The 26,192-nt window shown below is 70.2% G+C and carries 27 protein-coding genes and 1 pseudogene; 10 read left to right on the forward strand and 18 right to left on the reverse strand.

Going from position 1 to position 26,192, the window contains the following annotated elements; all coding sequences use genetic code 11:
- Positions 1 to 165: 165 nt before the first annotated feature.
- The gene (locus tag AC0T5L_RS04420) at positions 166 to 519 is read right to left on the reverse strand and encodes a hypothetical protein (protein WP_476164039.1); all 354 of its coding nucleotides are present in this window, start codon (positions 517 to 519) and stop codon (positions 166 to 168) included.
- 194 nt (positions 520 to 713) lie between these two features.
- Here AC0T5L_RS04420 and AC0T5L_RS04425 point away from each other — a divergent pair, with 194 nt between their 5' ends.
- Positions 714 to 1,565, forward strand: coding sequence for a helix-turn-helix domain-containing protein (locus AC0T5L_RS04425; protein WP_476164040.1), 852 nt, complete (start codon positions 714 to 716; stop codon positions 1,563 to 1,565).
- A gap of 9 nt (positions 1,566 to 1,574) precedes the next feature.
- On the forward strand, positions 1,575 to 1,760 hold the full coding sequence (locus AC0T5L_RS04430; RefSeq protein WP_476164041.1) for a DUF397 domain-containing protein: 186 nt from the start codon (positions 1,575 to 1,577) through the stop codon (positions 1,758 to 1,760).
- A 214-nt stretch (positions 1,761 to 1,974) separates the two neighbouring features.
- Here AC0T5L_RS04430 and AC0T5L_RS04435 read toward each other — a convergent pair whose 3' ends face one another.
- Positions 1,975 to 3,246, reverse strand: coding sequence for an MFS transporter (locus AC0T5L_RS04435; RefSeq protein ID WP_476164042.1), 1,272 nt, complete (start codon positions 3,244 to 3,246; stop codon positions 1,975 to 1,977).
- A gap of 189 nt (positions 3,247 to 3,435) precedes the next feature.
- On the opposite strand from AC0T5L_RS04435, the gene AC0T5L_RS04440 reads away from it, so the two are divergent.
- On the forward strand, positions 3,436 to 3,945 hold the full coding sequence (locus tag AC0T5L_RS04440; protein ID WP_476164043.1) for an Lrp/AsnC family transcriptional regulator: 510 nt from the start codon (positions 3,436 to 3,438) through the stop codon (positions 3,943 to 3,945).
- A 113-nt stretch (positions 3,946 to 4,058) separates the two neighbouring features.
- Here AC0T5L_RS04440 and AC0T5L_RS04445 read toward each other — a convergent pair whose 3' ends face one another.
- On the reverse strand, positions 4,059 to 5,285 hold the full coding sequence (locus AC0T5L_RS04445) for a sensor histidine kinase (RefSeq protein WP_476164044.1): 1,227 nt from the start codon (positions 5,283 to 5,285) through the stop codon (positions 4,059 to 4,061).
- A 242-nt stretch (positions 5,286 to 5,527) separates the two neighbouring features.
- Between AC0T5L_RS04445 and AC0T5L_RS04450 the strand changes: the two genes are divergently transcribed.
- Positions 5,528 to 6,133: a response regulator transcription factor gene (locus AC0T5L_RS04450; RefSeq protein WP_476164045.1), complete on the forward strand. Its 606-nt coding sequence runs from the start codon at positions 5,528 to 5,530 to the stop codon at positions 6,131 to 6,133.
- Positions 6,134 to 6,146: 13 nt separating this feature from the next.
- On the opposite strand, the gene AC0T5L_RS04455 is transcribed toward AC0T5L_RS04450, so the two are convergent.
- Together AC0T5L_RS04455 and AC0T5L_RS04460 are read right to left on the reverse strand one after the other, a co-directional pair.
- Entirely contained in the window at positions 6,147 to 6,926 is a 780-nt protein-coding gene (locus tag AC0T5L_RS04455) for an ABC transporter ATP-binding protein (protein WP_476164046.1), read from the reverse strand.
- Positions 6,919 to 9,420 (reverse strand): ABC transporter permease, encoded by a 2,502-nt coding sequence (locus tag AC0T5L_RS04460; RefSeq protein ID WP_476164047.1) that lies wholly within the window; start codon positions 9,418 to 9,420, stop codon positions 6,919 to 6,921. The genes AC0T5L_RS04455 and AC0T5L_RS04460 overlap by 8 nt, the downstream gene beginning before the upstream one ends.
- Before the next feature lie 571 nt (positions 9,421 to 9,991).
- On the opposite strand from AC0T5L_RS04460, the gene AC0T5L_RS04465 reads away from it, so the two are divergent.
- From AC0T5L_RS04465 to AC0T5L_RS04475, 3 genes are all read left to right on the forward strand, one after another.
- Positions 9,992 to 10,831 carry an EamA family transporter gene (locus AC0T5L_RS04465; protein WP_476164048.1) on the forward strand — a complete coding sequence of 280 codons (840 nt, stop codon included), beginning with the start codon at positions 9,992 to 9,994 and terminating at the stop codon, positions 10,829 to 10,831.
- 173 nt (positions 10,832 to 11,004) lie between these two features.
- Entirely contained in the window at positions 11,005 to 11,889 is an 885-nt protein-coding gene (locus AC0T5L_RS04470; protein ID WP_476164049.1) for an amidohydrolase family protein, read from the forward strand.
- Between the two features lie 48 nt (positions 11,890 to 11,937).
- Positions 11,938 to 13,509, forward strand: a complete 1,572-nt coding sequence (locus AC0T5L_RS04475) for a long-chain-fatty-acid--CoA ligase (RefSeq protein ID WP_476164050.1) — start codon at positions 11,938 to 11,940, stop codon at positions 13,507 to 13,509.
- A 76-nt stretch (positions 13,510 to 13,585) separates the two neighbouring features.
- Here the strand turns inward: AC0T5L_RS04475 and AC0T5L_RS04480 are convergent, their stop codons facing one another.
- The 3 genes from AC0T5L_RS04480 to AC0T5L_RS04490 all read right to left on the reverse strand — a co-directional run bounded on the left by AC0T5L_RS04480 (position 13,586) and on the right by AC0T5L_RS04490 (position 16,181).
- On the reverse strand, positions 13,586 to 14,380 hold the full coding sequence (locus tag AC0T5L_RS04480; protein WP_476164051.1) for a VOC family protein: 795 nt from the start codon (positions 14,378 to 14,380) through the stop codon (positions 13,586 to 13,588).
- 171 nt (positions 14,381 to 14,551) lie between these two features.
- The gene (locus tag AC0T5L_RS04485; protein WP_476164052.1) at positions 14,552 to 15,070 is read right to left on the reverse strand and encodes a GNAT family N-acetyltransferase; all 519 of its coding nucleotides are present in this window, start codon (positions 15,068 to 15,070) and stop codon (positions 14,552 to 14,554) included.
- Between the two features lie 82 nt (positions 15,071 to 15,152).
- Positions 15,153 to 16,181: an aldo/keto reductase gene (locus AC0T5L_RS04490; protein WP_476164053.1), complete on the reverse strand. Its 1,029-nt coding sequence runs from the start codon at positions 16,179 to 16,181 to the stop codon at positions 15,153 to 15,155.
- Between the two features lie 116 nt (positions 16,182 to 16,297).
- Between AC0T5L_RS04490 and AC0T5L_RS04495 the strand changes: the two genes are divergently transcribed.
- Both AC0T5L_RS04495 and AC0T5L_RS04500 read left to right on the forward strand, forming a co-directional pair.
- Positions 16,298 to 17,182, forward strand: a complete 885-nt coding sequence (locus tag AC0T5L_RS04495) for a helix-turn-helix transcriptional regulator (protein WP_476164054.1) — start codon at positions 16,298 to 16,300, stop codon at positions 17,180 to 17,182.
- Between the two features lie 73 nt (positions 17,183 to 17,255).
- Positions 17,256 to 17,756 (forward strand): annotated as a pseudogene (locus AC0T5L_RS04500) (alpha/beta hydrolase domain-containing protein); the annotation flags it as partial.
- Positions 17,757 to 18,023: 267 nt separating this feature from the next.
- Here the strand turns inward: AC0T5L_RS04500 and AC0T5L_RS04505 are convergent.
- The 6 genes from AC0T5L_RS04505 to AC0T5L_RS04530 all read right to left on the reverse strand — a co-directional run bounded on the left by AC0T5L_RS04505 (position 18,024) and on the right by AC0T5L_RS04530 (position 21,209).
- Entirely contained in the window at positions 18,024 to 18,302 is a 279-nt protein-coding gene (locus tag AC0T5L_RS04505; RefSeq protein ID WP_476164055.1) for an antitoxin of toxin-antitoxin stability system, read from the reverse strand.
- A 113-nt stretch (positions 18,303 to 18,415) separates the two neighbouring features.
- Positions 18,416 to 18,901, reverse strand: a complete 486-nt coding sequence (locus tag AC0T5L_RS04510; protein ID WP_476164056.1) for a hypothetical protein — start codon at positions 18,899 to 18,901, stop codon at positions 18,416 to 18,418.
- Positions 18,898 to 19,227 carry a hypothetical protein gene (locus tag AC0T5L_RS04515; protein WP_476164057.1) on the reverse strand — a complete coding sequence of 110 codons (330 nt, stop codon included), beginning with the start codon at positions 19,225 to 19,227 and terminating at the stop codon, positions 18,898 to 18,900. The genes AC0T5L_RS04510 and AC0T5L_RS04515 overlap by 4 nt, the downstream gene beginning before the upstream one ends.
- Positions 19,228 to 19,302: 75 nt before the next feature.
- Positions 19,303 to 19,554, reverse strand: coding sequence for a Smr/MutS family protein (locus AC0T5L_RS04520; RefSeq protein WP_476164058.1), 252 nt, complete (start codon positions 19,552 to 19,554; stop codon positions 19,303 to 19,305).
- A gap of 84 nt (positions 19,555 to 19,638) precedes the next feature.
- The gene (locus AC0T5L_RS04525; RefSeq protein ID WP_476164059.1) at positions 19,639 to 20,094 is read right to left on the reverse strand and encodes an N-acetyltransferase family protein; all 456 of its coding nucleotides are present in this window, start codon (positions 20,092 to 20,094) and stop codon (positions 19,639 to 19,641) included.
- 92 nt (positions 20,095 to 20,186) lie between these two features.
- Positions 20,187 to 21,209: a hypothetical protein gene (locus AC0T5L_RS04530; RefSeq protein ID WP_476164060.1), complete on the reverse strand. Its 1,023-nt coding sequence runs from the start codon at positions 21,207 to 21,209 to the stop codon at positions 20,187 to 20,189.
- Positions 21,210 to 21,307: 98 nt separating this feature from the next.
- On the opposite strand from AC0T5L_RS04530, the gene AC0T5L_RS04535 reads away from it, so the two are divergent.
- Positions 21,308 to 21,991, forward strand: a complete 684-nt coding sequence (locus tag AC0T5L_RS04535) for a MerR family transcriptional regulator (protein WP_476164061.1) — start codon at positions 21,308 to 21,310, stop codon at positions 21,989 to 21,991.
- A gap of 85 nt (positions 21,992 to 22,076) precedes the next feature.
- On the opposite strand, the gene AC0T5L_RS04540 is transcribed toward AC0T5L_RS04535, so the two are convergent.
- The 4 genes from AC0T5L_RS04540 to AC0T5L_RS04555 all read right to left on the reverse strand — a co-directional run bounded on the left by AC0T5L_RS04540 (position 22,077) and on the right by AC0T5L_RS04555 (position 26,138).
- The gene (locus AC0T5L_RS04540; RefSeq protein ID WP_476164062.1) at positions 22,077 to 22,919 is read right to left on the reverse strand and encodes a class I SAM-dependent methyltransferase; all 843 of its coding nucleotides are present in this window, start codon (positions 22,917 to 22,919) and stop codon (positions 22,077 to 22,079) included.
- 10 nt (positions 22,920 to 22,929) lie between these two features.
- Positions 22,930 to 23,757 carry an SURF1 family cytochrome oxidase biogenesis protein gene (locus tag AC0T5L_RS04545; RefSeq protein WP_476164063.1) on the reverse strand — a complete coding sequence of 276 codons (828 nt, stop codon included), beginning with the start codon at positions 23,755 to 23,757 and terminating at the stop codon, positions 22,930 to 22,932.
- Between the two features lie 137 nt (positions 23,758 to 23,894).
- Positions 23,895 to 24,947 carry a chaplin family protein gene (locus AC0T5L_RS04550; protein WP_476164064.1) on the reverse strand — a complete coding sequence of 351 codons (1,053 nt, stop codon included), beginning with the start codon at positions 24,945 to 24,947 and terminating at the stop codon, positions 23,895 to 23,897.
- Between the two features lie 594 nt (positions 24,948 to 25,541).
- Positions 25,542 to 26,138, reverse strand: coding sequence for a TetR family transcriptional regulator (locus tag AC0T5L_RS04555; protein ID WP_476164065.1), 597 nt, complete (start codon positions 26,136 to 26,138; stop codon positions 25,542 to 25,544).
- Between the last annotated feature and the right edge of the window lie 54 nt (positions 26,139 to 26,192).

Here is a 26,192-nt window from a genome sequence, read left to right on the forward strand (position 1 = left end):
GGGTGGCCTCCCACCGCTTCCGTAGGCGGGCCAGGACCACCTGCCACGGCTGCCACCGGTACCCGTAGGCGTCCGTGTGAGGGCCGTCGTGGCCACCGGGGAGGAAGCACACGCGAGCGCATCCCTGGGTGTCGCGGCTCTCGTCGCCGCACGCCTCGCGGCGCCTCATGCGGCCACTGCCTGACGCTGCCGAACGGCCTCCACCAGGACGGCGACGCCGCGACGGGACCGGGCGGCCCGGACCCGGTCGGGGCTGAGCACGTCCACCGGCACGGGTGTCGGGACAGTCCGCCACGGGCGCGGCCGAGGGACCGGCAGGGGCGGGGCGGCGACGCCGGACGCCATCCTCGGGGTGACGAGCGGGACGGGGCCGGTCACCACCGACCGGCGGGCGGGGAGCGGTCGGGCAGCGTAGCGGCGCACACGGTGCCCGCGACGCCGGGCGGCCAGGCGGGTGTGGTGGGCGACAGCGCGGGCTATCAGCCACAGCGCCGATGCGATCAGAGCCAGGTATCGCACGGGGCGACTCCTTCGTCAGGTGCGGGTGGTCAGCCCGCGTGAGTTCTGGTGCACCCATAGTGACCCTCAGCCAGCAAACTTTCAATACAAATCTTCGGATTGATGAGATCCTGGCCTCAAAAGTTTCGCGAAAGGGGTGATCTACCATCGGGGCAGACCGACGAAAGACCAGGAAGAGCAAGGGAGCGCGCGCTGTGACGGACCGCTACAGCCCCACGATCCGGCGCCGCCGCCTCTCGGCCGAATTGAGACGTTTGCGCGAAGCGTCGAAGATGACCGCCGAGCAGGTCGGCGACAAACTCGGCTGGTCACGCGGTCGGCTCACCAATATGGAGCTGAACAAGTGGAAAAGGCCTGACCCGGTGATCATCCGAGCCCTGGCCAACCTCTACAAGGCACCCCCAGAAGTCACCGAGGGCCTGGTCCTGCTCGCCCGCCAGTCCCGTGAAAAGGGATGGTGGACCCGCTACGGCGACGTGTTCACCGACGCCTACGTCGGCTTCGAAGCTGAAGCATCCGCAGTGTCGACCTACCAGACCATGGTGGTACACGGCCTGCTCCAAACCCCCGAGTACGCCGCGGCGTCGACACGGATCGGCCGCTCCCGAGCACCGGAGACCATCGACCGCGTCGTGCAAGCCCGGCTGGTACGGCAGGAGGTACTCGACCAGGACGACCCGCCGAAGCTGTGGTGCGTGCTAGATGAGAGCGTGCTGCTACGCCCTGCTGGCAACACCCAGGTGATGCGGGACCAGATCGCGAAGCTCATCCACCTCATCGAGACCGCCGACCACATCAAGATCCAGCTGCTCCCGATGGAGGTGGGTCTCCACCCCGGCATCGCGGGCAGCTTCACCATCCTGGATTTCGCAAACCCCCTGGATCCCTCCATCGCCTACATCGAGACTCGCACCGACGGCCTCTACCTGGAGGAGACCGAAGAGGTCCAAGTCCACCGGGATGCGTGGGATGAGATCCGGGTGATGGCACTCCACCCTGATGCGAGTGCTGACCGTATGCGTCAGATCATCAAGAAGCACGAGTAGGAAACCACCGTGTACCAGAACCAGCAGCTGACCTTTCACAAGTCGTCCTACAGTGCGACCGCGAACGACTGTGTTGAGGTTGCCGAGGCACCCAGCGGCGCCGCTGTACGCGACACCAAGAACCGCGAGGCCGGGCACCTCATGTTCACCGGCCCTGAGTGGGTCGCAGCCTTGAGGGCGCTGCCCCACTCCTAGGTGCCGCACGACGAGAGGCCCCGGTGACCAAACCGGGGCCTCTTCGTGTACCAGAACAGGGCTACTCTACCGCCCCGTTCGGGCCCGACGAGGATCTGCCGCTCACCAGCGCGAATGCTCCTTGTGTTCTTCGAACCCGGAAGGGGGCACGGGAAGCGCGGGCCCGGAAGGGACCGCAGGTCCCGGGCCTGCCGGAGACGGCAGGGGCGGCCGGCTACCTTGCCGCCACCGCGACGGCGTTCCCGTGATCCCGCTCCCCCGCCGCCGCGGCCTCGATGCTCCACGGGATGCGCTCGACGTAGGCCACGACGAAGGCGACCGCCAACGAACCGCCGGCCACCAGGACGTATGAAGCGGCCCAGCCCCCGGTCAGCTCGCTGAGCAGGCCGAACAGCAGCGGTCCGCCCAACGCGAGGCCGCTGCCGGCTCCCTGGACGAACCCGGACAGTGCGGCCGCGCCCCGCGGGGTGGCGCTGCGCGCGTTGATCATCGTCATGGTCACCACGAACAGGCTGGTGCCCAGCCCCAGGGCGACCACCCACAGCGGCGTCAGCTGGGGAGCCAGGGCGATGCCCGCGTAGCCGACCGCGTACCCGGCCAGGCCGAGCGCCACGATCGGGAAGGTGTTCGCGGACCGCAGCGTGACCGTGGGTGCCACCAGACCGAACAGCAGGCTGGTGCCGACCATCAGGGAGACCATGCTCCCGGCCATGGCCGGGCTGTGCCCGGCGTCGGTGATCAGGGTGGGCAGCCAGGTGAACAGCGTGAAGACGTTCCAGGTGACCATGCCGAAGAGCAGGGCCATCCGCCAGGCCATGCCGATCCGCCAGATCGGGCGGGCCAGGGCGGGACCGCCGGTCGGGGAGACGGCGGCCCCCGGGTGCGGACGCCCGCGCTGGAGTGTCCACAGCAGGGCGGCGACCAGAGCGATGACCGACCAGCAGCCCAGGGCGAAGCGCCACCCCGCGGTCTCGGCGAGGGGCACCGCGACCAGCGGCGGGAACAGCGCGCCCACGTGGATGGCGACCATCTGGATGGTGCTCAGAGAGGCCAGCCGGTCGGGGAAGTACTGCTTGATCAGCGGCGGGATCACGACGTTGCCGAGCGCCGCGCCGGTGAGGGCGACACCGGTGAGCACCAGCAGGGTGCCGGTGTCGGGGGCGAAGGCACGCAGGGCCTGGCCGACGCCGGCCAGGAGCATGCTGAGCACGGCGGTGGACTCGGCGCCCAAGCGGCGCATGACCACGGGTGTGACCAGGCCGAAGACGGCGAAGGCGACCAGTGGCAGGGTGCCGAAGACACCGACGACGGTGGCGGTGAACCCGAACTCCCCTCCGACCGTGGTCAGCAGGGGCGACAGGGAGGTGACCACCAGGCGCAGGTTCAGGGCCGCGCAGACGACGGCGGCCAGGGCCAGGGTGCGGCCCCTGAGGTGCGGGCGGACCGACGGTCGGTCGGTGGCGGCCGCGACAGGGGAAAGTCTCATGGCAAGGACGTCCCTTGTGTTCTGCGGTGGTGCGTCTTCGCACCGGAGCGGGGCCGAACGGCGGGGCGGCGCTGCCTGCCTCGGAAGGATCGCTTCCAGGCGAGCCAAATACGGCCTTTTCCCTTAAATGTTATGCATACACCGGCTTGATACACAACATTCCGTACTTTATACGGGTAGTATGGCTATATGCCTGATCTTGACGAGCTTGATACGGCGATTCTGGCCGAACTCCAGTCAGACGCACGGAAAACCAACCGCGATGTGGCCGCAGCGGTCGGCGCATCGCCCACCACGACCCTGGATCGGACCCGTGCGCTGCGGGAAAAGGGTGTGATTCGGGGCTCACTCCTGGACGTGGACCTGGAGAAGATCGGTCGCCCGGTCCAGGCGCTCATCACCGTGAGCGTGGTGAAGCCCTCGCGGCACAACATCGAGGCCTTCCGCGACTGGGTGCGCTCCCTGCCCGACACCCTGTCGGTGTTCGTGACCTCGGGCAGCGAGGACTTCCTCATCCACGTGGCGCTGCCCGACAACAACAGCCTGTACGCGTTCGTCATCGACAAGCTGACCGAGCGCCCCGAGGTCGCCGACGTGCGCGCGTCGATCGTCTACGAGCACCTGCACAACCACCGCATCTCCCCGGCCAACGCCCGCACCCGCCGGGGAGTGAGCCCCGGGGGCGGCGGTCTCGGCTGACGGGGGACGGCCGGGCCCCTCCGTCGTCCGTGTCGTCCGCAGGAAGGGTCTCCGCGAGGGGAGGCACGGCGTGGAACACGTGCCCGAACGCCTCAGGAGACGGTCACGTCCTCCTACTCCACCGGGACCCGGCAGGTCAGGACGAACCACCCCTCCGGATCCAGCTTCGTGCCGGCCCGGCCACCCACCGAGAAACAGCGCGCTGCCACTCCCCGCAGGCCCGTTCCGTACACCACGGGCACCCCTGCGGGGTCAGCACCGTCGTTGGCCACACGCAGCACCACGTGCTCGTCCACCGCACCCACCGACATCCGCACCTGAGCGGCCCCGCTGTGCACCAGCACGTTGGTCACCGCCTCACGCAGTGCCGCCGCCAGCACCCACTCCGCCCCCGGTGGGACCTCATCGGCACGGACGTCGGCGACCAGGTCCACGGACGCGTCGCCCAGGACCGCGCGCGCCAGAGCCACCTCCTCCACGAGCGTCGTGCTCCACGACGACGCGACCACCGACCGTATGTCGGCGCGCGTGTCCCGCACCAGATCAACCAGCCCTCGCGTCTGCCGCCGCAACTCCGACCACGGCTCAAGGTCCGCTTCCATCACAGCTGCGGCCTTTTCCTCCGATCCCGGCGCGGGCCGCACGTCCCCTCCGAAGTCCGCCGTCCTCGCCCCCTCCTGGCTGGCCCGTTCCACCAGACCGTGCACCACCTCGCCCTTGAGCGTGATCGCCACCAGCGTCCTTCCCAGGACGTCGTGCAGACCGGTGGCGATCTGGGCGCGCTCGTGTTCACGGGCGTTCTGCACCGCCTCCCGTCTCCCCCGCCACTGAAGCCGAACCAGTGACACCAGCCGCACCAGGGCCCAGACACCCAACCCGATCCCCGTGTGGCAAGTCAGCCAGTGCGCCAACTGCTCCGGTGACAGCAACAGCGGTACCGACGCCACGGGCACCGACACGGTGAGCGCCACCGCGACCGGAACCCCCAGTCCGGGCCTCAGCGCGGCCAACACGGCACCGGCCAGCAGACCGGTCGTCCCATGCCACAGCCACCCGTCCGCCAGCAGCAGAAGAACTGTCAGTACCGTCTGGCTTCCCAGGAGCCAACACCGTACGGACGATCGGCGCGACAGTGCCGCGCCGTAGGCCTGCGCACCGAAGACCACCGCGACCACCATGAACCCGATGCACGACACCCGTACCGGAACGGTGGGGGTGCGGTCCCCAGTCGTGGCGGCCAGCAGCGCGCAACCGGTCACCAGGAGCAGAGCGGCCACGGGGACCAGGGACGCAAGCCCGCGCACCCTGGCTTCGTCCGGGTCACGCGTCGGCGCACCCATCACCCACCTCCTCCCGGAGGGACGGCGCCGCCACGGGTCCCGGAGCATCTCGGTTCCGAGATACGGGGCGTACCCTCGCCTCCGCCAGCGCGGCGGCGGATACCGACCCCGTGAACCAGCAAGCGCCGCGCGTCATCGGTACTGCCGAGAGACCGGCGCTGACCGTGCGGAGGGGACCCCGCCAGCGCGACCACACACCACGGACGGAACCACGGAAAGGGCGGCACTGGTATAAACCGGGTGTGATTCGTGTACTCCTGGCCGAAGACATGGTGATCCTCCGCGAGGCCCTGGTCCAGGTCCTCTCCCTCAACGCGGACATCACGGTCGTGGCCGAGTGCGCCCGCGGCGAGGACGTCGTCGATCGCGCCCTGGGAGCACGGCCGGACGTGGCGGTCCTGGACGTCCGGCTGCCCGGCATCAGCGGGTTCGATGCCGCAGAACGCCTCTCCGAGGCTCTGCCCGACTGCCGCACAGTGTTCGTCACCAGCTACGCCACCCCGGCCAACCTGCGGCGGGCGGTGTCTGCGGGCGCGCTCGGATTCATCGCCAAGGACGCCTCCCCGGACCGGCTGGCCGACGCGGTTCGGCGCGTCCATGCCGGTGGGCGGGTCCTGGACCCGGACGTGGTCACCGACGCCCTCAGCCACGGAGCCAGTCCGCTCACCGTGCGGGAGTCGGAGATCCTGCGTAGGGCCGCCGACGGGGAACCGCCCTCGGTGATCGCCAGCACGCTGTCTCTGGCGGAGGGTACGGTCCGCAACCACCTGCGCTCGTGCACGGACAAGCTCGGGGCGCGCAACCGGGCCGACGCGTTTCGGATCGCCACCGGCAACGGCTGGATCTGACCCCTGCGGGCCATCACCGGACCGCCCGTGCCAGGCGCTCGGTGATCGACTCGACGGTGGGCCGCTCCAGGGACCCGGCGATCCGGCCGTCGCGCAAGAACAACACCCGATCGGCGTGCGCGGCGGCGAGCGGTTCGTGCGTCACCATGATCACCGTCTGGCCCAGCTCGTCCACCGCGTCACGCAGCAGCCCGAGGACGTCCTCGCCGGTGCGGCTGTCCAGGGCACCGGTCGGCTCGTCGGCGAACACGACCTCGGGTCGTGCGACAAGCGCCCGACAGATCGCCATTCGCTGCTGCTGCCCGCCGGAGAGCTCGTGCGGAAACCGGTCCGCATGCTCGCGGACACCGGTCCGGTCCAGAACACTGTCCACCCACGCGGCGTCCACCCCGCGCCCCGCCAGCTGGAGTGGGAGCACCACGTTCTCTCTGCCGGTCAGAGACGGCAGCAGGTTGAACGACTGGAACACGAACCCCATCCGTCGTCTACGCAGCACCGCCAGGTCGCGCTCCCGCATCCCGGCGATGTCGGTCCCGCCGAAGGACACGGTTCCCCGGGTCGGGGAGGCCAGGCCCGCCGCGCACTGGAGCAGCGTGGTCTTACCCGATCCCGACGGTCCCATGATCGCGGTGAACTCAGCCGCCCCGAACCCAACCGTGACATCCCGCAGAGCCACCACCTCGGCCGGATCAGCCCCGTACACCCTCCACAGCGCCTCCAGCCGTATCGCCGGACCGCCGTCCACGTCCCGCCGCACCGTCCCTCGCCTTCCGAAGCGTGTCACGTCACTCATCCCCGTCCTCGTTCCTGCGCACCGCGCGTACCGCGAGCTGGGCGCCCGCCACCGACAACACCAGAGTTCCGGCTCCCAGCGCGAGCAGAGGACCGCCGGGGAAGGTGGTCAAAAGCATTTCGTGGCCGCCGTGCCCCCATCCCAGCGGTGCGGTCACCCCGAGGGTCACCGCGGCTGCCACCGAGAACAGCAGTCCGACCGTCAGGGCCACCTCGCCCGCGACCATCGTGTGGATACGTGGCCAGCCGAAGCCCAGCATCCGCATCCCCGCGAACTCACGTCCCCGATCGAACTGGGCGATGCTGACGGCGTTGGCCGCGCCCAAGGCCAGGAATGCCCCCACCATGACGACCATGCTGGTCATGGGCCTGTTCTGCTCCGCCCACTCCTCGGCCGCGGACGCACGGATGCTGTCCCGGTCACGCACGGCTCCGGCCAGGGGCACGGCCTCGCGGACGGCCTCGGACCCCAACGACGGCTCCACGGTCAGATGGATCTCGCCGTAGCGCCCCGGGGCGATTCCCAGGTGTTCTGCCGCGGCACGGCCGACCGCCATCGAGCGCCCCAGATATCCTCCCTGGTAGGTTCCCGTGACCAGGAGCTCCTTTTCCCCGCCAGGGCCGGTCACGGTGAGTCGGTCCCCCACACCGATGCCGTGCGCCTCGGCCACGTAGGTCAGGACGGCGACCGTGCCCGCGTCACCGAGGTCGAGGCAGCCCTCCACGATTCCGAGGTCGACCACATCCGCTGCGTCGCCGTCCAGGACCGTGAGCGTCGATTCCTCGGGCTCCGCGCCCCGTGCCGTGAACGCGACGGGCACCGTCTGTGAGGCCGTCGCCGCCATGACCCCCCGAGTCTTCCGAGCCTCCTCCAGAGCACGACCGTCGAAAACGTCCCGTGGCCCCGCCACGACCGCAAGATCGGACGAGAAGTGATCGACGGCGCGTTCGGCCGCCAGCCAGTTGAGGTAGGACTGACCGCCCAGGAACGCGCCGACCATCGTCGTTCCCATCAGGAAAGCGCCTACGGCGCCCGCGAACCGGCGGTGGTGGAAGGACACGTTAGCGGTGGCCAGACCGGCTTTCCCCGGCCGGAGACGGCGTACAAGCGCGCGGGCCCATGCTGAGGCCGCGCCGAGCGCTCCGGGGGCGACCATCCCCGCACCGACCACCGCGGACAGCACCAGGGCGAAGGCGACGGCCTCACCTCGTGTTCCCTCAAGACCGGCCCTGGACAGGATCAGACAGCCCGCGCACACCATAGCCAGCAGAGCTGTTCCCGAGCCGGTCCGCCAGCGGTGCGGCCGTGCGCCCTCGGTGACGGCTTCCGCGAACGCGTCCGAGGGCCGGACCCGCAGGGCGTATCTGGCCGCGAGCAGCGCTGCGACCTGAGCTGAGACGACCACGAGTCCCGCCGACAGGAGTACGGCCGCCACCGGGCGGTGGACTTGGAAGGCGGCGCTGAGCCCGGTCTCCAGTCCCAGGCCGCCAGAGGCCAGCCACCCGGCGAGGGCCCCGCCCAGCGGTAGTCCCGCGAACAGGGCGACAGCCGACAGCACCGCGGCCTCACCAGCCATCATGAGGCGGACCTGGCCGGGGGTGGCCGCCACCGCGCGCAGTACGGCGATCTCCCGGCCGCGCGAGCGCACGGACAGGCCGATCGCACCCGCGACCACCCCGCTGGCGACGACCGCGATCGCGATCACGAACGTACTCGTGGAAAGGGCGACGGCCCGGTCGGTTCGTGGGTCGACGTTGCCCTCCGCCAGTCCGCGGTCGGCACCCGACAGGGCGACGTGGGGTGCGGGAAGCAGCACGGCGACGGCCTCCCGGGCCTCGGTCGCGGTCACCCCGTCCGCTGGCCGAATACCCAGGACATCGGCGTGAGCGTCACCACGTCCCCACAGGTCCACGGCGTGAGCGTCCTCGAAGAAGAGGGCGGACTGATAGTGCCACGCAGCCCCGGTGTCGGCGATGCCGGATACCCGGTACTCCCCGACCTGGCCGAACACCAACAGCTCGACGCTCCCGCCGACCGTGAGACCGGCCTCCTCGGCCAGCTGACGGTCGACCACCACGTCCCCGGGACCCGGCTCCCGCCCCTCGGCCACTACGAAGGGGGTGAGCGACGCGCTGCCCCAACCGTGTCCGAAGGAGTTCTCGGTGCCAGGAACGCGCAGCGCACTTCCCTCAGGGCCGACGACCGATGCCGGGAAGGTGATATCGGAGATGACTTCGGCGACCTCCGGGAGCTGCTCGATCCGGTCGGCCGTCTCCAGGGGGACTCCGAAGCCGCCCGGCTGGTCGGGCACCACGACGAGAGGGGTCCCATCGAAGCGCTCGACCGTGGGGACCTGGTGTTCGGCGGAGAAGTAGACGAAGACGAGGCCGCTCACGAGAGCGGTGGCGATCGTCAGCACGACCGCTGCGCCCAGGAACGAGCCGGGCCGGTGGCGTACCGAACGCCATCCGAGCCAGGCAGGGGTCACACGCATGAGGGAGGATTCTCCTCCGCTTGGGGGAAGGGTCCCAGTCAACCTAAAGCATGGTGTTTTACCAGCTCAAGTGCGTTTTGCACGACTTCGGCATGCGTTTCACACGGGTGGTCTGCCACCGTGGGAGGGGTCCGGGGGCGGCGGTCCCGGCGGACGGGGACGGCCGGGCTCGTCCGTCGTCCGTGTCGTCCGTAGGAAGGGTGTCCGCAGCAGGGTGACCGCAGGGCAAGTTGGGGGTGCCGCGAAGGGTGTTCGCGGGGCGGGACGGCCATGGGGGAAGGTTGTCCCCAGGCGGGGCACCGGGGTGGTGGACAGAGGACCAGCGGGTCATGCTGTTGTTGGGGGCGCTCGTCCTCCGCGCCGTGGAACACGTTCCCCGTTACGGGTCTGCCCCCGCCAACGCGGTCCCACCCTGCTTTCCCGCCCTGTGGACGCAGGCCTAACCTTGTCGGATGCCCTCACACCCCTCCGCCGGGACGTTCCCGGCCGCGCTCCTGCCCCGCATCCGCTTCCGCCCCCGCCCCTGTATCCGCCCCTGCCGGACGTCCCCACGACTCCCCGGTGTCGCCCCGTGACCGCGTCCGTCGTGGCCGCGGTCCTGGTCGCCGCGCTGCTGCACGCGGGCTGGAACGCGATCGCCCACTCCATCACCGACCGCCTGCTCGGGTTCGCCCTGATCGGCCTCGGCGGCATGCTCACCGCCCTGCCCGTGCTCGCGGTCGTGGGCCCACCGCCCCGCGAGGCCTGGCCGGTGCTGCTCGCCTCGCTGGTCACGCACCTGCTGTACATGACCCTGCTGATGCTCTCCTACCGGACCGGCGAGTTCGGCCAGGTCTACCCGCTGGCGCGGGGCACCGCGCCATGGGTGGTCGCCCTGGTCGGCGTCGCGTTCCTCGGCGAGTCGATGCCCCCGTCCCATCTGGCCGGGGTCCTGGTCGTCTCCGCAGGACTCATGACCCTGGTGTTCGCGGGCGGACGCCCCTCCCGGGCACAGCTGCCATCGCTGCTGGCAGCCCTCGCCACTGGACTGGGGATCGCCACCTACACCGTGGTCGACGCCTACGGGGTCCGTCTCACCCAGGACCCGCTGGGCTACATCGCATGGATCATGGCCCTCCAAGGGCCGGTGTTCTTTCTGGTGGCGGTACTCACCCGCCGCAGCGCGCTCCCCGGCCAGCTCAAACCGATCTGGAAGTTCGGGCTCCTCGGCGGCGCGGTCAGCGCGGGCGCCTACGGGCTGGTGTTGTGGGCGCAGCTGACCGGCGCGGTCGCGGGCATCGCCGCGCTGCGCGAGACCAGCATCATCTTCGCCGCGGTGCTGGGCACGCTGTTGTTCGGGGAGCGATTCGGCCCGGTGCGGATCGCGGCCTCCGTCATCGTCGTGACCGGGGTACTCCTCCTGGCCCTCTGAGTGCTCCCGGCCACCACGCCCCACGCCCGGGAGCTCCCTCACACCCGCACCCGCACCCGCACCCGCACCCGCACCCGCACCCGCACCCGCACCCGCACCCGCACCCGCACCCGCACGACTACACCCGGGGCCGCCCATGACCCAAGGCCGGACCGGCCCGTATCGTGTCCGATGTGACACGAGTCTCAAGCAGCGCCGGGTCCGAGTCCGCTGCCGTCCGCGCGGTCTGGCGAGACCTCGACCTCCCCGGACTCATCGACGTGCACACGCATTTCATGCCCGCCAACGTGCTGCGCAAGGTGTGGGACTACTTCGACGCCCTCGGCGGGGCGTGGCCGATCACCTACCGGGGCGACGAGGACGAACGCCTGGCCCTCCTGCGCGGGTTCGGGGTCCGGCGCTTCACCGCCCTGTCCTATCCCCACCGCCCCGGCATGGCCACCTGGCTCAACGGCTGGGCGGGCGATTTCGCCGACCGCAACCCCGACTGCCTGCGCAGCGCGACCTTCTACCCAGAGCCCGGGGCCCGCGACTACGTGGCCGCCGAGGTCGACGCGGGCGCCCGCGTGTTCAAGGCCCACCTCCAGGTCGGGCGCTACGACCCGCGCGATCCCCTGCTCTCCGACGTGTGGGGGACCCTCGCCGACTCGGGCACGCCCGTGGTCGTCCACTGCGGCTCGGGTCCCGAGGCGGGACCCTTCACCGGCCCGGCGCCGTTCGCCGGCGTCCTGCGCGAGCACCCCCGCCTCACCGCCGTCATCGCGCACGCCGGGGCACCCGAGTACGGCGCGTTCCTGGACCTGGTCGAGCGCCACGACCGCGTCCACCTGGACACCACGATGGTGTTCACCGACTTCACCGAGCGTTGGGCGCCCTTCCCCGGCGAGGAACTCCCCCGGCTGAAGGACGTGGCCGAACGCGTCCTGCTCGGCACGGACTTCCCGAACATCCCCTACCCCTACCTCGAACAGCTCCGGGCCCTGACCGGCCTGGACCTGGGCGCGGACTGGCTGCGCGCCGTCCTGTACGGCAACGCCGCCCGGCTGTTCGGCCTCTGACAACCGCCGAACCCTGACTCCGCCGACGCAGAAAGGCACCACGGCACCATGGAACTCACTCTGACTCCTCTGGAGTTCGCCCGCCGCACGCGCAGACTGCACCCGCAGCGCGAAGCGGTGGTCGACCGGGACCTGCGGTTGACCTACGAGGAGTTCTTCGACCGCTGCGACCGCTGGTCGGCGGCCCTCCAGGGCATGGGGGTGGCCAAGGGCGACCGCGTCGCCTACATCGCCCCCAACACCCATGCCCAGCTGGAGTCCTTCTACGCGGTGCCACAGCTCGGCGCGGTACTGGTACCGGTCAACTTCCGGCTCTCGGCGGACGACTTCGTCTACATCGTCAACCACTCCGGCGCGAAGGTGCTGTGCGTGCACGCCGACCAGCTCGACGCCGTGGACGGGGTCCGCGACCGGATGCCGGACGTGGAGCGGTTCGTCGCCCTGGAGGGCGCGCGCCCGGGGTGGGAGGACTACGAGGCCCTCGTCGCGGAGGCCGACCCGGACTTCACCCGCCCCGAGATCGCTGAGAACGACCTGCTGACCATCAACTACACGAGCGGCACCACCGCGCGCCCCAAGGGCGTGATGATCACCCACCGCAACGCCTACATGAACTCGGTGGGCACCCTGCTCCACCTGCGGATCGACGTCGGCGAGCGGTACCTGTGGACGCTGCCGATGTTTCACGCCAACGGCTGGACCTACACGTGGACGGTGACCGCGGCGGCCGCCACCCACGTGTGCCTGCCCGCGATGAACCAGGCCAACGTGTACGAGCTGATCCGCGCCGAGAACGTCACCTGGCTGTGCGCGGCACCCACCGTGCTGATCATGATGGCCAACACCCCCGGGGAGGTGCGCGGCGAGGTGCCGCCCGGCGTGCACGTGGTCACGGCGGGGGCCTCGCCCGCCGCTGACACGATCGAACGTCTGGAGGACGGTTTCGGTTGGACCGTCACCCATGTCTACGGGCTGACCGAGACCACGCCGTTCATCACCGTGTGCGAGCCCCGCGCCGAGCACGGCGGCCTGCCGCCGAGTGACCGCGCCGCCGTCAAGGCCCGCCAGGGGATCGAGCTGATCACCTCCGGGGAGCTGCGTGTGGCGGACGCCGACGGCGCCGAGGTGCCCTGGGACGGCGAGACCGTCGGGGAGATCATCGTGCGCGGCAACGTGGTCATGAAGGGCTACTACAACGAACCGGAGGCCACGGAGAAGGCCATGGGCGACGGCTGGTTCCACACCGGCGACGCCGCGGTCACCCATCCGGACGGGTACGTCGAGATCCAGGACCGGATCAAGGACGTCATCATCTCCGGCGGTGAGAACATCTCCTCCGTCGAGGTGGAGGGGGTGCTGCTGCGGCACCCGTCCGTCCTGGAGGCGGCCATCGTGGGCGTACCGCACGAGCGCTGGGGCGAGACCCCGAAGGCTTCCGTGGTCCTGCGCGAGGGGGCCGAGGTCACGGAGGAGGAGCTCATCTCCTTCACCCGGGACCGCCTTGCCCACTTCAAGGCTCCCACCCAGGTGGAGTTCGTGGAACAGCTCCCGAAGACGGCCACCGGCAAGATCCAGAAGTACGTGCTGCGCGGCGGCGCGTCCGCCGTGTCACGGCAGTAGTGCCCCGGCCTCCGCCCCGCTCCCGTGGGGCGGAGGCCGCTTCCCTGCGGCGTTACGGCCGAGGTGGCCCGCCAGGTCACTCCGGCGACGGTCGTAGCAGGACGAACCCGGCTCCGAAGGGGTCGGAGCACACGGCGAGCCGTCCCACGCCCCGCATGTCCTCCGGCCCCATGTACACCTGTCCGCCCTCCTCCCGCACCGTCTCCACGGCGGTGTCGCAGTCGGCGACCGCGAACACCGGGTGCCACTCCGCGGACCCTTCGGTGTCGGTCAGACGGGCGGGGTCGACCGCCATGAGCCCGCCGTGCGCGCGGTCCTGGCCCTCACCCGCCGGGGTGAGGATCGTGTACGTCCCGGACCCGTCCGGCAGGTCGAAACCGGTGATGCCCCACTTGAAGAGTTCGGTGTAGAACTCGCGGGACCCTTCCCCGTCGGGGGTCCACATCTCTGCCCAGCACAGGCTGCCCGGCTGGTCGGCGACCTCCATCCCGGGAATGGAGACGGCCTGCCAGACGCCGAAGTGACCGCCCTGGGGATCGAAGAACTCCGCCGTGCGGCCGAAGTCCCACACGGCGAACGGCTCCACCAGCAGGGACCCGCCGAGCCTTTCCACGGTGTGGACCGCCTCCTCCGCGTCGGGGACGGAGAAGTAGATCGTCCACGTGGAACGTTCCCCCTCACCCACGAGCGGCCTCAGGCCCCCGACCCCCGCGCCGTCCAGGCGCAGGATCAGGTATCCGCCGCTGTCGCGTACCGGCGGGACGGCTTCCCATCCGAACAGTCGACGGTAGAAGGCCGCCGAGGCCTCGACTTCGGGTGAGGCGATCTCGATCCAGCAGGGCGATCCGGTTAGGAAGTCGGTGGTGATCATCACGGCCCTCCTCCGTAGACACCGTTTCGGTGTCCTTCCCTCACCGGCGGCCTTCCGGGGATCGGCGCGGCAAAGTCTCGCACAACTCCTGTTGGCGGACCCCGGGAAGCCGGCGTCCAGAGCGCACGCCCCGGAGCGGCGGGGTGCGGTCACCTCGTGTCCGCGTCGCCCTCAGGCGCGCCCGGGTAAGGCCACGTGGACCCGGTGCGGACCGCCGTAGTGGGTCCCCTCGCCCACGGCGAGGAACCCCAGGCGCTCGGCCACGCGGAGGCTGGGAGCGTTGTCGACGTGGACCAGCGCCCAGACGGAGCCGAGCCGGAGCTCGTCCAGCCCGTGGCGCAGCAGGGCCCGCGCGCCCTCGGTCGCCAGGCCCGCGCCCCCGTGCCGGGGGTCCAGGTACCAGCCGATCTCCGGCAGCTCTCCGGGAAGCTCCCGGGACGGGCGCAGGTGCGCCAGACCGACGACCGCGTCGCCGAGCAGGAGGACCCAGTGGCCGAGCCGCGGCGGCCCCGCGTACGCCAGCCGGTTCCTGACCATGGTCCGGGCCAGGGAGCGGTCCGAGAGGTCCGCGCCGAGGTAGGCGCTCATCTCCGGAGCAGCGAACAGGTCCACCACCGCGTCGAAGTGCGCGCCCTCGAGAGGCTGGAGGACCAGGCGCTCGGCCCTGATCCGCTCCTGACGTTCGTGCATGCCGCAGAGCATGGCACGAAGGGCGTCCGCCGAGGCCACCGCGCTTCATACGCCGCACCGGCCGGACCGGACGGCGCGTCCGTCACCTGCGGCGCAGCCGCTTGTCGGTCACCGACGGGGGGTCGTAGAAGGTGATGTCCCGGCTGACGTCGGTTCCGGGCGGGACGATTTCGTCGATCCTGTCGAGCACCGAGTCCTCCAGACGCACGTCCGCTCCTTCGAGGAGACCCGCCAGCTGCTCGTGTGTACGCGGTCCGATGATCACCGACGTCACCGCCGGATGGCTCCGCACGAACGCCGTCGCCAGGTGGGGCAGCGTCACACCGGCGTCCGCCGCGACCTTCTTCAGCTCCGTCACCGCGGCCGCCTTCGCCGCGTTGCCCGGGAGCTTCGGGTCGAACATCGGCGCCAGCATGGCGCTGCGGTGCGCGGAGGCGGGGTCGCCTCCGTCGGGTCCGCCGTACTTGCCGGACAGCCAACCCGCGCTCAGAGGGCTCCACGTCAGCACGCCCATACCGTGTCGGCTCGCCGTTGGGAGCACGTCCCTCTCGATGCCGCGTGCCAGCAGCGAATAGGGCGGCTGCTCGCTGCGGGGCTTGACGTGGCCCCTCGCCGACGCCGCCCACTGCGCCTCCACGATCTCCTCGGCGGGAAAGGCCGAGGTCCCGACGGCCCGTACCTTCCCCGACCGCACCAGGTCCGACAGCGCCGACAGGGTCTCGTCGATGTCGGTGTCCGGGTCGGGACGGTGCACCTGGTAGAGGTCGATCCACTCGGTGTCCAGGCGCCGGAGGCTGTCCTCCACGGCGCGGACGATCCAACGCCGCGAGTTGCCCCGGTGATTGGCGTCCGGGCCCATCGGGTTGTGGAACTTGCTCGCCAGGACGACGTCGTCTCGGCGCCCCTTGAGCGCCTTGCCGACGATCACCTCGGACTCGCCGTCGGAGTACATGTCGGCGGTGTCCACGAAGTTGATCCCCGCGTCCAGGGCCGTGTGGACCATGCGGACCGAGTCCTCGTGGTCCGTGTTGCCCCAGGCCCCGAGCATCATCGTGCCGAGCGCGTACTCACTGACGGAGATTCCGGTGCCACCGAGGATGCGCCGTTCCATTTCTTTCCACTCCTTGTCTCGTGTTCCGTACGCCGAGCACTCTTCCGGAGGCGGCTCGGTCCAACCAGACCCCTCCCAACCGGGGTCTGCCAGAACCATGTTGGATACTCGTGCGCATGGTGCACTCCGAAGCCGAGATCAGCCTGTTCCTGAAGGCCCGACGCGCCGCTCTCACCCCTCAGCGGGTCGGTCTGCCGGAGGGGGTGAACCGACGCCGTGTACACGGACTACGCCGGGAGGAGGTCGCCCAGCTCGCCGGGGTCAGCGTCGACTACTACACGCGCGTCGAACAGGGGCGGGGCGGCGGGGTGTCGGCGGGTGTGCTGGACGCCCTGGCTGACGCACTGCTGATGTCCGACGACGAACGCGGTTACCTGCACAACCTGGCCGGGCGGCTGAACCGGCGCACGGGGGGTGCGTCCGCGGCGTCCGCCCGGAACCGGTGCGCTCCGCCCGAGGCGCCCCGTCCGAGCGTCCGCCCCGAGCTGCGGCACCTGATCGAGGCGATGGACAGGGTGCCCGCACTGGTGCTGGGCCAGGCACTGGACCTGCTGGCCTGGAACAGGCTCGCCGGACGGCTGTGGCCGGGACTGGCCGACCTGCCGGAGGCGGACCTGAACCTGGCGAGAATGGTCTTCCTCCGTCCTGGGACGGCCGACGTACACCTCGACCTGGACACGATGCGAGACGAGATCGTCGCCAAGCTGCGAGCGGAGTCCGGAAAGGCCCCGGACGAGCCGCACCTGTGCGGGCTGGTACTGGACCTGCGGCGCGAGAGCGCGCTCTTCGACAAGCTGTGGGAGGCCGGGGAGGTCAGGGAGGTCCCGCACGGCACGCACCGGCTGCGCCACCCCTGGGCGGGCGACCTCGAACTGAACTTCGAGAAGACGGTGCTGCCCGCCGACTCCGGACAGGTGCTGCTCACCTACTCCGCCGCACCGGGGTCCCCCTCGGAGCGGGCCCTGCTGTCGCTCGCCGCCTCCGAGCTGGTCGCACCCTGACCTCCGGGCCCGGCGTGCCCCTCCGAACAGGGACCGCCGACGGTTCGCACCCATCGGTGGATTCACTCGTTCCGTGCCGACGGCGACGAGCGGGACTCCTTGTCGCGGCGGTTCGCCCGTCCCAGCATTCCCGCAACACTGGGCTACCAGAGGTAATAGATGCGGATGCGCTCTCGAATCCCCCTGCGCTTCGGCGTGGCCGCGACGGGAATGGCCGTTCTCTCCGTCCTGGCCGGCGCGGTACCCGCTCAGGCGGAGCCCGCTGACGGACCCGTCGCCACCGTGTCCGGCCCGGTCCCCGTCACCGGGGACGCCTATCCCTTCATGTCCGCCGACGGCCCCGGCGTACCCCCGGTCGAGGCCGGCGAGGCCATCGAGGCCGACCTCGGCGAACACGGCTACGGAGGAGTTCCTGCTCGACGGCACCGCCGAGCACGAGGTCGCCACGGCGCTCAACCACGGCGACAACACCGGCGACCCGTTCTGCGTCCTCCAGGGCACCCACGTCCCCTTCGGCGAGGAGACCCTCAAGGAGCTGTATCCGCGGCGCGGCGGGTACGTCTGGCAGGTGAACCGGGCCGTGAACCAGGCGCGGCACGACGGCTACCTCCTGTTCGAGGACGCCCGTGACTCCCGCAGGGCCGCACTGCGGACCGACCACCCCTGGTGGTAGGCCCACCGCGGGCGATGTGAGAGCCTCCCGGCCCTCGACCCCGGGGCCGGGGCCGGTCCTCACGGGTCAGGAGGTGGACGTCCGGCCCCGGTGCGCGTCAGACCGCCCGGCGGCCCCCACCATCCCGGCTGTCGAAGCCCACCTCGTAGGAACGCGGCTGCCCGTCCGTCACAGGCCGAGCTCCCTGGCGACGTCCTCAGCCGAAACAACCTCGGCGTCGCCTGCCCGGGTCTCCTCCAACCTCTGGTGCGCGACACGGCCGTCCTGCTGGTCGAGAAGCTCTTCGTAGGCCTCGACCAGCTCGATCGGAACGATCGCGGCAACACGCTCACGCTTGCGCCCTCGGGTCACGTAGGTGATCTCGTCACCGAAGGCCGCCTTGTGCACTCGCTGGGAGAAGTGGTCACGGGCCTCCGTGACGGACAGTTCCTCGGATTCAGCGCTCATGCGCCAACTTGGCCACCTTATCGCTGCACCTCAGTGACGAAAATGGATGAAAGGGCGGCCAAGACTCTTCCAACGACCACACTTCTGTCAACAGCGAGACCGAGCCATGGGACTCATACCGCGACCAGGTGCACGTCGTCGGTACCGATCGCGTCCACGTAGGCGGCGATGTCCCCCGGATCACTGGTGAACACCACGGCACTACGGTGCTTCACGGCCGTCCAGGCGACGAGGGCGTCCACCGCGTCCGGGCGCTTCTTCGCCGGGAGGGCCGCCACACCCAGGATCGCGCCGATACGCCGCCAGTCGGTGATGTCCGGAGCGGCCGCACACGCGATGCACCCCGCCTGCCCCGCGCCGGTGGGCCGCAACGCGGCCAGAGACGACCGGGCTTGGGGAACGGTGCACTCCTTCAGGACCGCGCTCATGGCGTGCACGGTCGCCGGATCCGGACGCCATACCTGAGCCAGGACAGGACCGGGGACCACGGGACGGTGCGGGGACCGTGCGAGCCCCCGGTGCATCTGGACCGCCTTGGCCTTGCGCGCCGCCAGAGCGATGAGCATCCCCGTGTCGTAGACGGGTACACGGGTGCTCACGCCACCTCGCCCCGATTCCGGGCCTGGGCTTCTCCGGCACCGTAGACCAGGCGCATCGCCTCATCCACCTCACGGCGCTCATCCGCACTCAGAGAGTCATCGCCTGCCTCGTCGACGGGCCCGTAGGGCTCGGCTCGCTCTTCGGCGTCGGCGATCAGCGCGTCGACACCCGCAAACTCCGCCTCTGCCGCTTCGGCCTCGGCCATCTGACGGATCGCGGCGTTGACCAGGTAGGACGACACGTCCATCCCCACGCGGTCCGCGTGCGACCTGACACGCTCGGCCGCGTCGGGGTCAAGGCTGATACTGATTCGAACCTTCGCCATACCCTCAGCGTAATACGGGTATTACGCCATGTCCAGCAGGCGCCATCGAGGCAGAAACCACGAGCCCACAGGACATCAGTGGCGAAAATGTATAAAAAGGCGGCCGAAGTTCTTGGAGTCCTTCTCGACCCGGTGGTAGCGGGCCTTGACGTCCTTGCGGTCGAGGAAGCGCAGGACCCGCTTCTTGAGCTGACCGGACCCCTTGCCGGGGATGATCTCCACGGTCCGGGCCTTCGTGCGTTCGGCCTCGTCCATGATGTCGTTGAGGGCCCGGTCGATGTCGCGGCCCTTGTTGAAGATGTCGTGCAGGTCGAGTTTGAGCCGCATCGTGCCTCCTCCGCGTCCGGTAGCCCGGATCATACGCGGCGCGGCCCCGCGTACCGGGTGTACGGAACCGCGCCGCCTCGGGCCTCACTCCCCGAGGCGCAGTGTGAAGACCATCCGGTCCGCTCCCGGGCCGTCGTAGTCGGTGTGCGGGCCGGTGACCTCGAATCCGTAGGAACGGTGGAAGGCGACCGAGCGCTCGTTGGCCGGTGACGTGATCGCCCGGACCACCGTGCGCCCCTCGCCCCGCGCCCCCTCGGTGAAACGGTCGTACAGCCGCCCCGCCAGCCCTGACCTGCGATGCTCCGGAGCCACCCCCGCGAAGTGCACGTAGGCCTCCTCGGACACGGACGGCGAGGGGAAACCGACGAGGAAGCCCGCCAGTTCCCCATCCGACTCGGCGATGAGGCTCGTGGAGTGGAAGTGGTCCAGGAAGAGCCGGGGGAGGATGTGCGCCACGGGACGCTCCCACCACTCGTCACAGACCGCCACGATGCGCGGGTGGTCGGCGGGGCGGGCTGCTCGGACACGGACATCGGTCACGCTGGAACTCCTTGTCGTCGACACGGCGGACCTGTTCGTCGGTACCCGGACGAACACCCCTGAACCTCCGGGTGCGCCCCGGCCCACCCGGGTCAGGTGCGCTCAGGAGTGCGCTCCTGGACCGCGTCCCCGCCTCGCGCCTCCTCCGGTCCCCCGCGCCGGAGCGCCCACCACAGGCCGAGGAGGGTGGCCGCCGCCAGCACCCCGGCGGCACCCAGGGTGAGGGCGTCGGGTCGCACGACCGACTGACCACGCAGCGCCTGCCACGTGGTCAGCCCGACCACCGCGGTGTAGGAGACAGCGGCCACGGTGACGACCCGCAGCCGGAGAGCATCCGATCCCAAGCGCGGATACCGGTTCCCGAGGGACGCCAGCGCCAGGGCGAGCAGGATCATCACCTGGAACCCGTGCAGGCCGACGAAGTGCGGCACGCGAAGGCCGCCCGCGACGGTGCTCCAGCCCACGAACGGCAGCCCCGGCCCTCCGTCGGACAGGCCGACGGTGTGCGCGCCGACGGCGTCGGCGACGCCGCCCTCCCGCAGGACGACCATCTGCTCCGCGCTGGGAACGGTCATCAGGAAGGCCAGGGCCATCCCCACGGCCCCGATCGCGATACCGCTCCGGACCGCCAGGCCCGTGGAGCGGTCGCCGAGCCGCTGCCCGAGCAGGAGGGCGCCGATACCGAGGTTGGCCACCCACACCGCGACGATGATGACGCCCATGGCGTTGTAGACGGCCATGTCGAACGGGGTCGCGGCGTTGAAGTGGCTGGGTACCCCGCGCACGGCCTGGAGCGCGATCACGGCGAGTTCCCCGACGAGCATGGCGGAGACGAACGCGCCGATCCACCAGCCGACGCGCCGCCAGCGGACGAGCAGGGACAGCAGCCAGGCCAGGGTGACGTTGTAGACCGCGATGGACAGGGCGAACTTGGCGGGCTTGGTCCAAGCCGCCTCCCCGTTCACGACACGGTCGTCCAGGGCGAGACCACCCGTGATCACGGCGAGGAGGACGACACACAGGGCCGCGGTGGCCATGAGGGGGCGGTGCCAGTCGAGCATGTCCTGGTAGGGGGTTGGTGAGCGGGTCGCGGTTCTGGCGAGGGGTGCGTTCATGCAGGACCTCTTTTTTGGATAGCAGAACTATCTATTATAGATAGCATTAGTATCCGAATAAGATGGATCCGGCAAGAGAGCGAGGTGGGGACGGGCCCATGCGTATGGCCGAGTTGAGTGAGCGGTCCGGAACCACGGTGCCGACGATCAAGTACTACCTGCGGGAAGGCTTGCTCCCCCGAGGCGAGCGCACCGGCCGCAACCAGGCGAGATATGGCGAGGAGCACCTGTGGCGGCTACGCCTGGTGCACGCCCTGACCGACGTGGGCGGGCTGTCCATCGCCGCCGTCCGCGCCGTCCTCGCCCGTGTGGACACCCCCGGGCCAACCACCCACGAACTGCTCGGCCGCACCCTGTACGACCTCACCCCGGCCGCGAAGGATTTCGGAGACGCGGACGACGAGGACGTGGAGCGCACGGAGGACCTAGCCAGGCGGCTCGGCTGGCACGCCCGCGTCGGGAGCCGCGCCCTCACCGACCTGGCCGCCGTGGTCGCCGCCTACCGGCGCGCGGGCCACCCCCTCAGCGACACCGCGCTCGACGGCTACGTGGTCGCCGTGAGGCAGACCGCCCGAGTGGACCTCGACATCATCGGGAGCATCACCGAGACGGACGAGATCCTGGAGAGCGCGGTGGTGCACACCGTTCTCGGCGACACTCTCCTGGCCGTCCTTCGCAGGCTCGCTCAGGCCGACGAGTCCGCCCGCCGGTACGAGGCACCGGACGGCGACCGAACTCCTCTGGCGCACCGGCACCGTGACACGGGGCCATCGCTGCCATGAACCGGAGGGAACTCGTACGCGGCTCCGGATCCCGGGCGCGTGTACTCCGCCACGGTCCCGGCGGGGCGGGGGCGGGCCTCGCCCCTCAGGGCCGGCCCGGCCCCCTGTCCGCGGAGAAGATCGCCGTGCCGGGGATCATCTGGCCGCGCACCGGTCCCCAGCCGCCCCACACCTGGTCCAGCCCCTCGGGCCACTCCGGCTCGGCCATGTCCCGCAGCACCAGGCCCGCGCGAGCGATCCCGCGCACCCAGTCGCCCACTGTGTGGTGGTGCTCCACGTAGATCGCGTTGCCGTCGTCGTCCTCCTCCACGTAGGCGCGACGGTCGAAGTAGGGCTGGTGCACGATGAGCCCGCGCTCACTCGGATCGTCCGGAAAACTCCACCGGATCGGATGCGTCACCGAGAACACCAGCCGCCCTCCCGGCCGCAGTACCCGTGCGGACTCGGACAGGGCCTCTTCCGCGGAGGGGACGAAGGGAAACGCCCCGAAGGACGAGAACACCACGTCGAAGGAGGCGTCGGCGAACGGCAGCCGCTGGGCGTCAGCCTGCACGGCGGCCAGCGCGTACCCGGTCTGCTCATCGATCCGGCGCGAGTGCTGGAGCTGGCGAAACGACAGGTCGAGGGCCACCACCTCGTCCACTCCCTGGGAGCGCAACCACCGGCCGCACTGGCCCGCGCCGCAGCCGACCTCCAGGATCCGGGAGCCCCGGAGCCTCTCGGGCTCCCCGAGCAGGTGCGCCTCAGCCTCGGTCAGTCCCTCCGGAGACCACACGAACTCGGCGTCGCCGAGGAAGGCGCCGTGCTCCGCCTGGTAGGCGTCGGCGGCGCCGTCCCACCACATGCGCCCGGCACGGGCACTCTCCTGGGCGTCCACCGCACGGCGTTCGACACGTCCGGGGGCCGGGTAGCCGTCCTCGTCGTACATGGCCCCGACCCTAGACCGTTTCCCCGGTGTTCGGAGGCGGTTCCACGCGGTCGACCTCCTCTGAGCCCGCGCCGTCTCCGGCCGTCTCAGCCGCGGCCTCACGGGCGTCCCCGATCTCACGGCGGACGAGGAAGACCCACCCGCCGACGGCCACGACGGTGAACACCCACCACTGCACGGCGTAGGACAGGCTCATGCCCGAGTCCTTCTCGTGCAGGGCGACCCGCTCGGGTGCGGGATCTGGCACCGGGTCCTGTCGGATGAGCTCGACGTACCCGCCGTAGACCGGATACGGCAGCCCTTCGGCGATCATGTCCACGTCGACCATCATGAGCTGCCCCTCGGGCAGGCCGTCGCGGTTGCTCAGCCCGCTGTTCTCCTCGGTCTCGGAGTAGTGGAGGCGCCCGGCCACCTCCACGGTGCCCTCGGGCGCGGGCGGGACCTCGGGCTGGTCGAGTGCGGTCTCCCCCCGTTCGATCCACCCCCGGTTGACCAGGACGGCGGGCCCGTCCCCGGTGACCAGCGGGGTCAGCACGTGGAAGCCCACACCCCCGGACCCGTCGCGGTTGCGCAGCAGGAGCTCGCGCTCCGTGTCCCAGGTACCGGTGGCCTCGACGGTGCGCCAACGGTCAGCGGGGTCGACGTCGTCGCCGACGCTCGTCAGCTCGGCGACCGGGGCGGGGGCGGCGGCGAGGTTGTCCTGCTGGAGGCGGACCGACTCGCTGCGCTGCTCCCACCGGTCCAGTTGCCAAAAGCCCAGCCAGATGAAGCTGGGCACGATTACCAGCACCAGCGCATGGAAGGCCAGCATGCGTTGCGAGAACAGGACTTTGAGCACGTCTTCGAGATTATGAGACGTTCACGGCCGCCCCGCACCGGCCCTTCCCCAGCACCGCCGCGGCCACCTCCGCACACGTGTGCGGGGCCGCCGGCCACCGGCGGCCCCGCATGGGACCGGAGAAGGACTTCCCGGTACTACTCCTCGTCGCTCACCGCGGCGGCGGCCTTGCGCTTGCGGGCGAAGTACAGGCCCGCGCCGCCGGCGCCGACAGCGGCGACCCCGGCGGCGACCAGACCGGCCAGGGCGCCACCGGTCACGGCGAGCTGCTCGTCGGCCTGGGGCTCGGGAGCGGGCTCGTCGCCCTCGGTGCTGGAGTCGTCCTCCTCCTTGTCCTCCTCGCGGGGCTCCTCGGGCTTCTCACCCCCGGGCTCCTCCGGGTTCTCCTCCTCGGGCTCCTCGGGCTTCTCACCCCCGGGCTCCTCCGGGTTCTCCTCCTCGGGCTCCTCGGGCTTCTCACCCCCGGAGATGACCTCCAGGCAGGAGGCCTCGGCCAGTCCGAGCACGGACACGGCGTTGCCGCAGATGTCGACGGCCGCGTCGACCGGGACCACGACCTGGTTGCCGCTGGCCACACCGCCGGAGCCGTCGGTGGCGATGTCGCCGCCCTCGTTCTCGGGGGAGGACTGGATGATGTTGATGATGGTGGTGCACTTGGCGCTGGAGCCGCCCAGGATCGCCACCGAGTTGCCGCAGACGTTGATGGCGGCGTCCACGGGGACGACGAGCTGGTTGCCGCTGGCCACACCGCCGGAGCCGTCGGTGGTGGTCCTGGGCGCGTCGGCGCTCTCCTCCTCCAGGACCTCGACCACCTCGACGCACTCGGCTTCGGAGATACCGCCGACGGAGGCCGCGTTGCCGCACGCGTCGATGGCGGCGTCCACGGGGACGACGAGCTGGTTGCCGCTGGCCACACCGCCGGAGCCGTCGGTGGTGGTGTCGCCGCCCTTGCCGCTGGTCTCGTAGAGGACTTCGGAGACCTGCGTGCATGTGGCCTTGGAGATACCGAGGACGGCGAGCGAGTTGCCGCACAGGTCGGCCTCGATGTCCACGGGCACCACGACCTGGTTACCGCTGCCGATACCGCCGGAACCGTCGGTGGAGGTGTCGGCGAAGGACGCCGCGACGGGGGCGACGACCAGCCCGGCGGTCATGACGGTGGCGAAGGAGTAACGGAGTGTGTTGCGCATGTGCGGATGTGACCTTTCACGGATACAGCCTGGGGATCGCGCCGGTTGAGGCGCTGTGCCATGGCAGAGTCGGCGCCCGCGCCACCGGAGTGGACGCGGACCCGTGGACCACGGGCATGGCGGGCCAGCCACAGGAGAAAACGGTGTGACGGCGGGGTGACCCGCGTGTGTGAATTCGCGGCCCGACTCGGAGTTCCTTCCGCGGAACCGCCAACGGACCGAAACGCTAGCAAGCCATCAGGGGCCTGCATGCGCTTTCGGAAAATACTCTGCATCAGTATAAATGCACAGGGCGATAAGTCAGTCACGTAAAGCCATGCATGCAGTTCAGCACGCTGTAATCAACTACACGTAGCACACATTCGCATACCCAAGGTTACTACGCGAAAGAAAAAATTTCCGGGTAAACCAGAAAAACTAACCAACGAAGCACCTTCGTAGAGCCGTTTCCCGACCCTCCTATTGCGCCTTAACCCCTTTGTCCGGATTTTGCTTATACACAGGAAAAGTCCATTACGTCAGGAATGCGAGCAAGGCACGGAAAGCGAAGGCTCCGACCGGGTCGAAGCCCCACGGAGCACCCACGACCGCTGCTCACGCCTCCAGGCGCAGGCCGTCGTCCATGGTGGCGAAGGCGCGCCGCACGCACACGGCCAACTCGTCCGGCTCGCAGGCGGGCAGCCACTCGTCCAGCGCGCAGCGCCAGGTAGCCACGCAGAACTCGAGGAGCAGCCGCAGTTCGAGGCGGCGCGGGTCGCCGAGCCGTTGCGCGATCTCCGCCTGGACCTCCGCACAGTGCCGCAGGGAATGTCCGTCCAGCGACGGCGACCGCTCGATCAGCCTGAGCGTGGCCGCAAAGCGCCGGTACCAGTCCTCGTCCATGCGGTCGAGGGTGGCCAGCATCGCGTCACGGAAGACGTCGACGAGCGGCCCGGACTTCTCGGCCCCGTCCAGCACGTCGAGGTAGGCGCTCCAGAGTTGTTTGACGGCGGTGAGCGCGACGTCCTCCTTCGAGCGGAAGTTGCGGAAGAAGGTCCGTCTCGACACCTCGACCTCGTCGAGCAGCGCGTCGAGCGGTGTGGCGTCGAAACCGCGCTCGCCGAAGATCGAGGTCGCCTTTTCCGCCAGGGCCTGGCGGGTGCGCAGCTTCTTGCGTTCGCGCAGCGTGGCGGGCTGTTCGGAGGTCGTCATCGACGGCAGTCTAGCGAGCTCGCTCCCCTTGGGTATATGCTCCAATGGAGCAAA

The organism is Nocardiopsis sp. TRM 82005, from assembly GCF_056312425.1.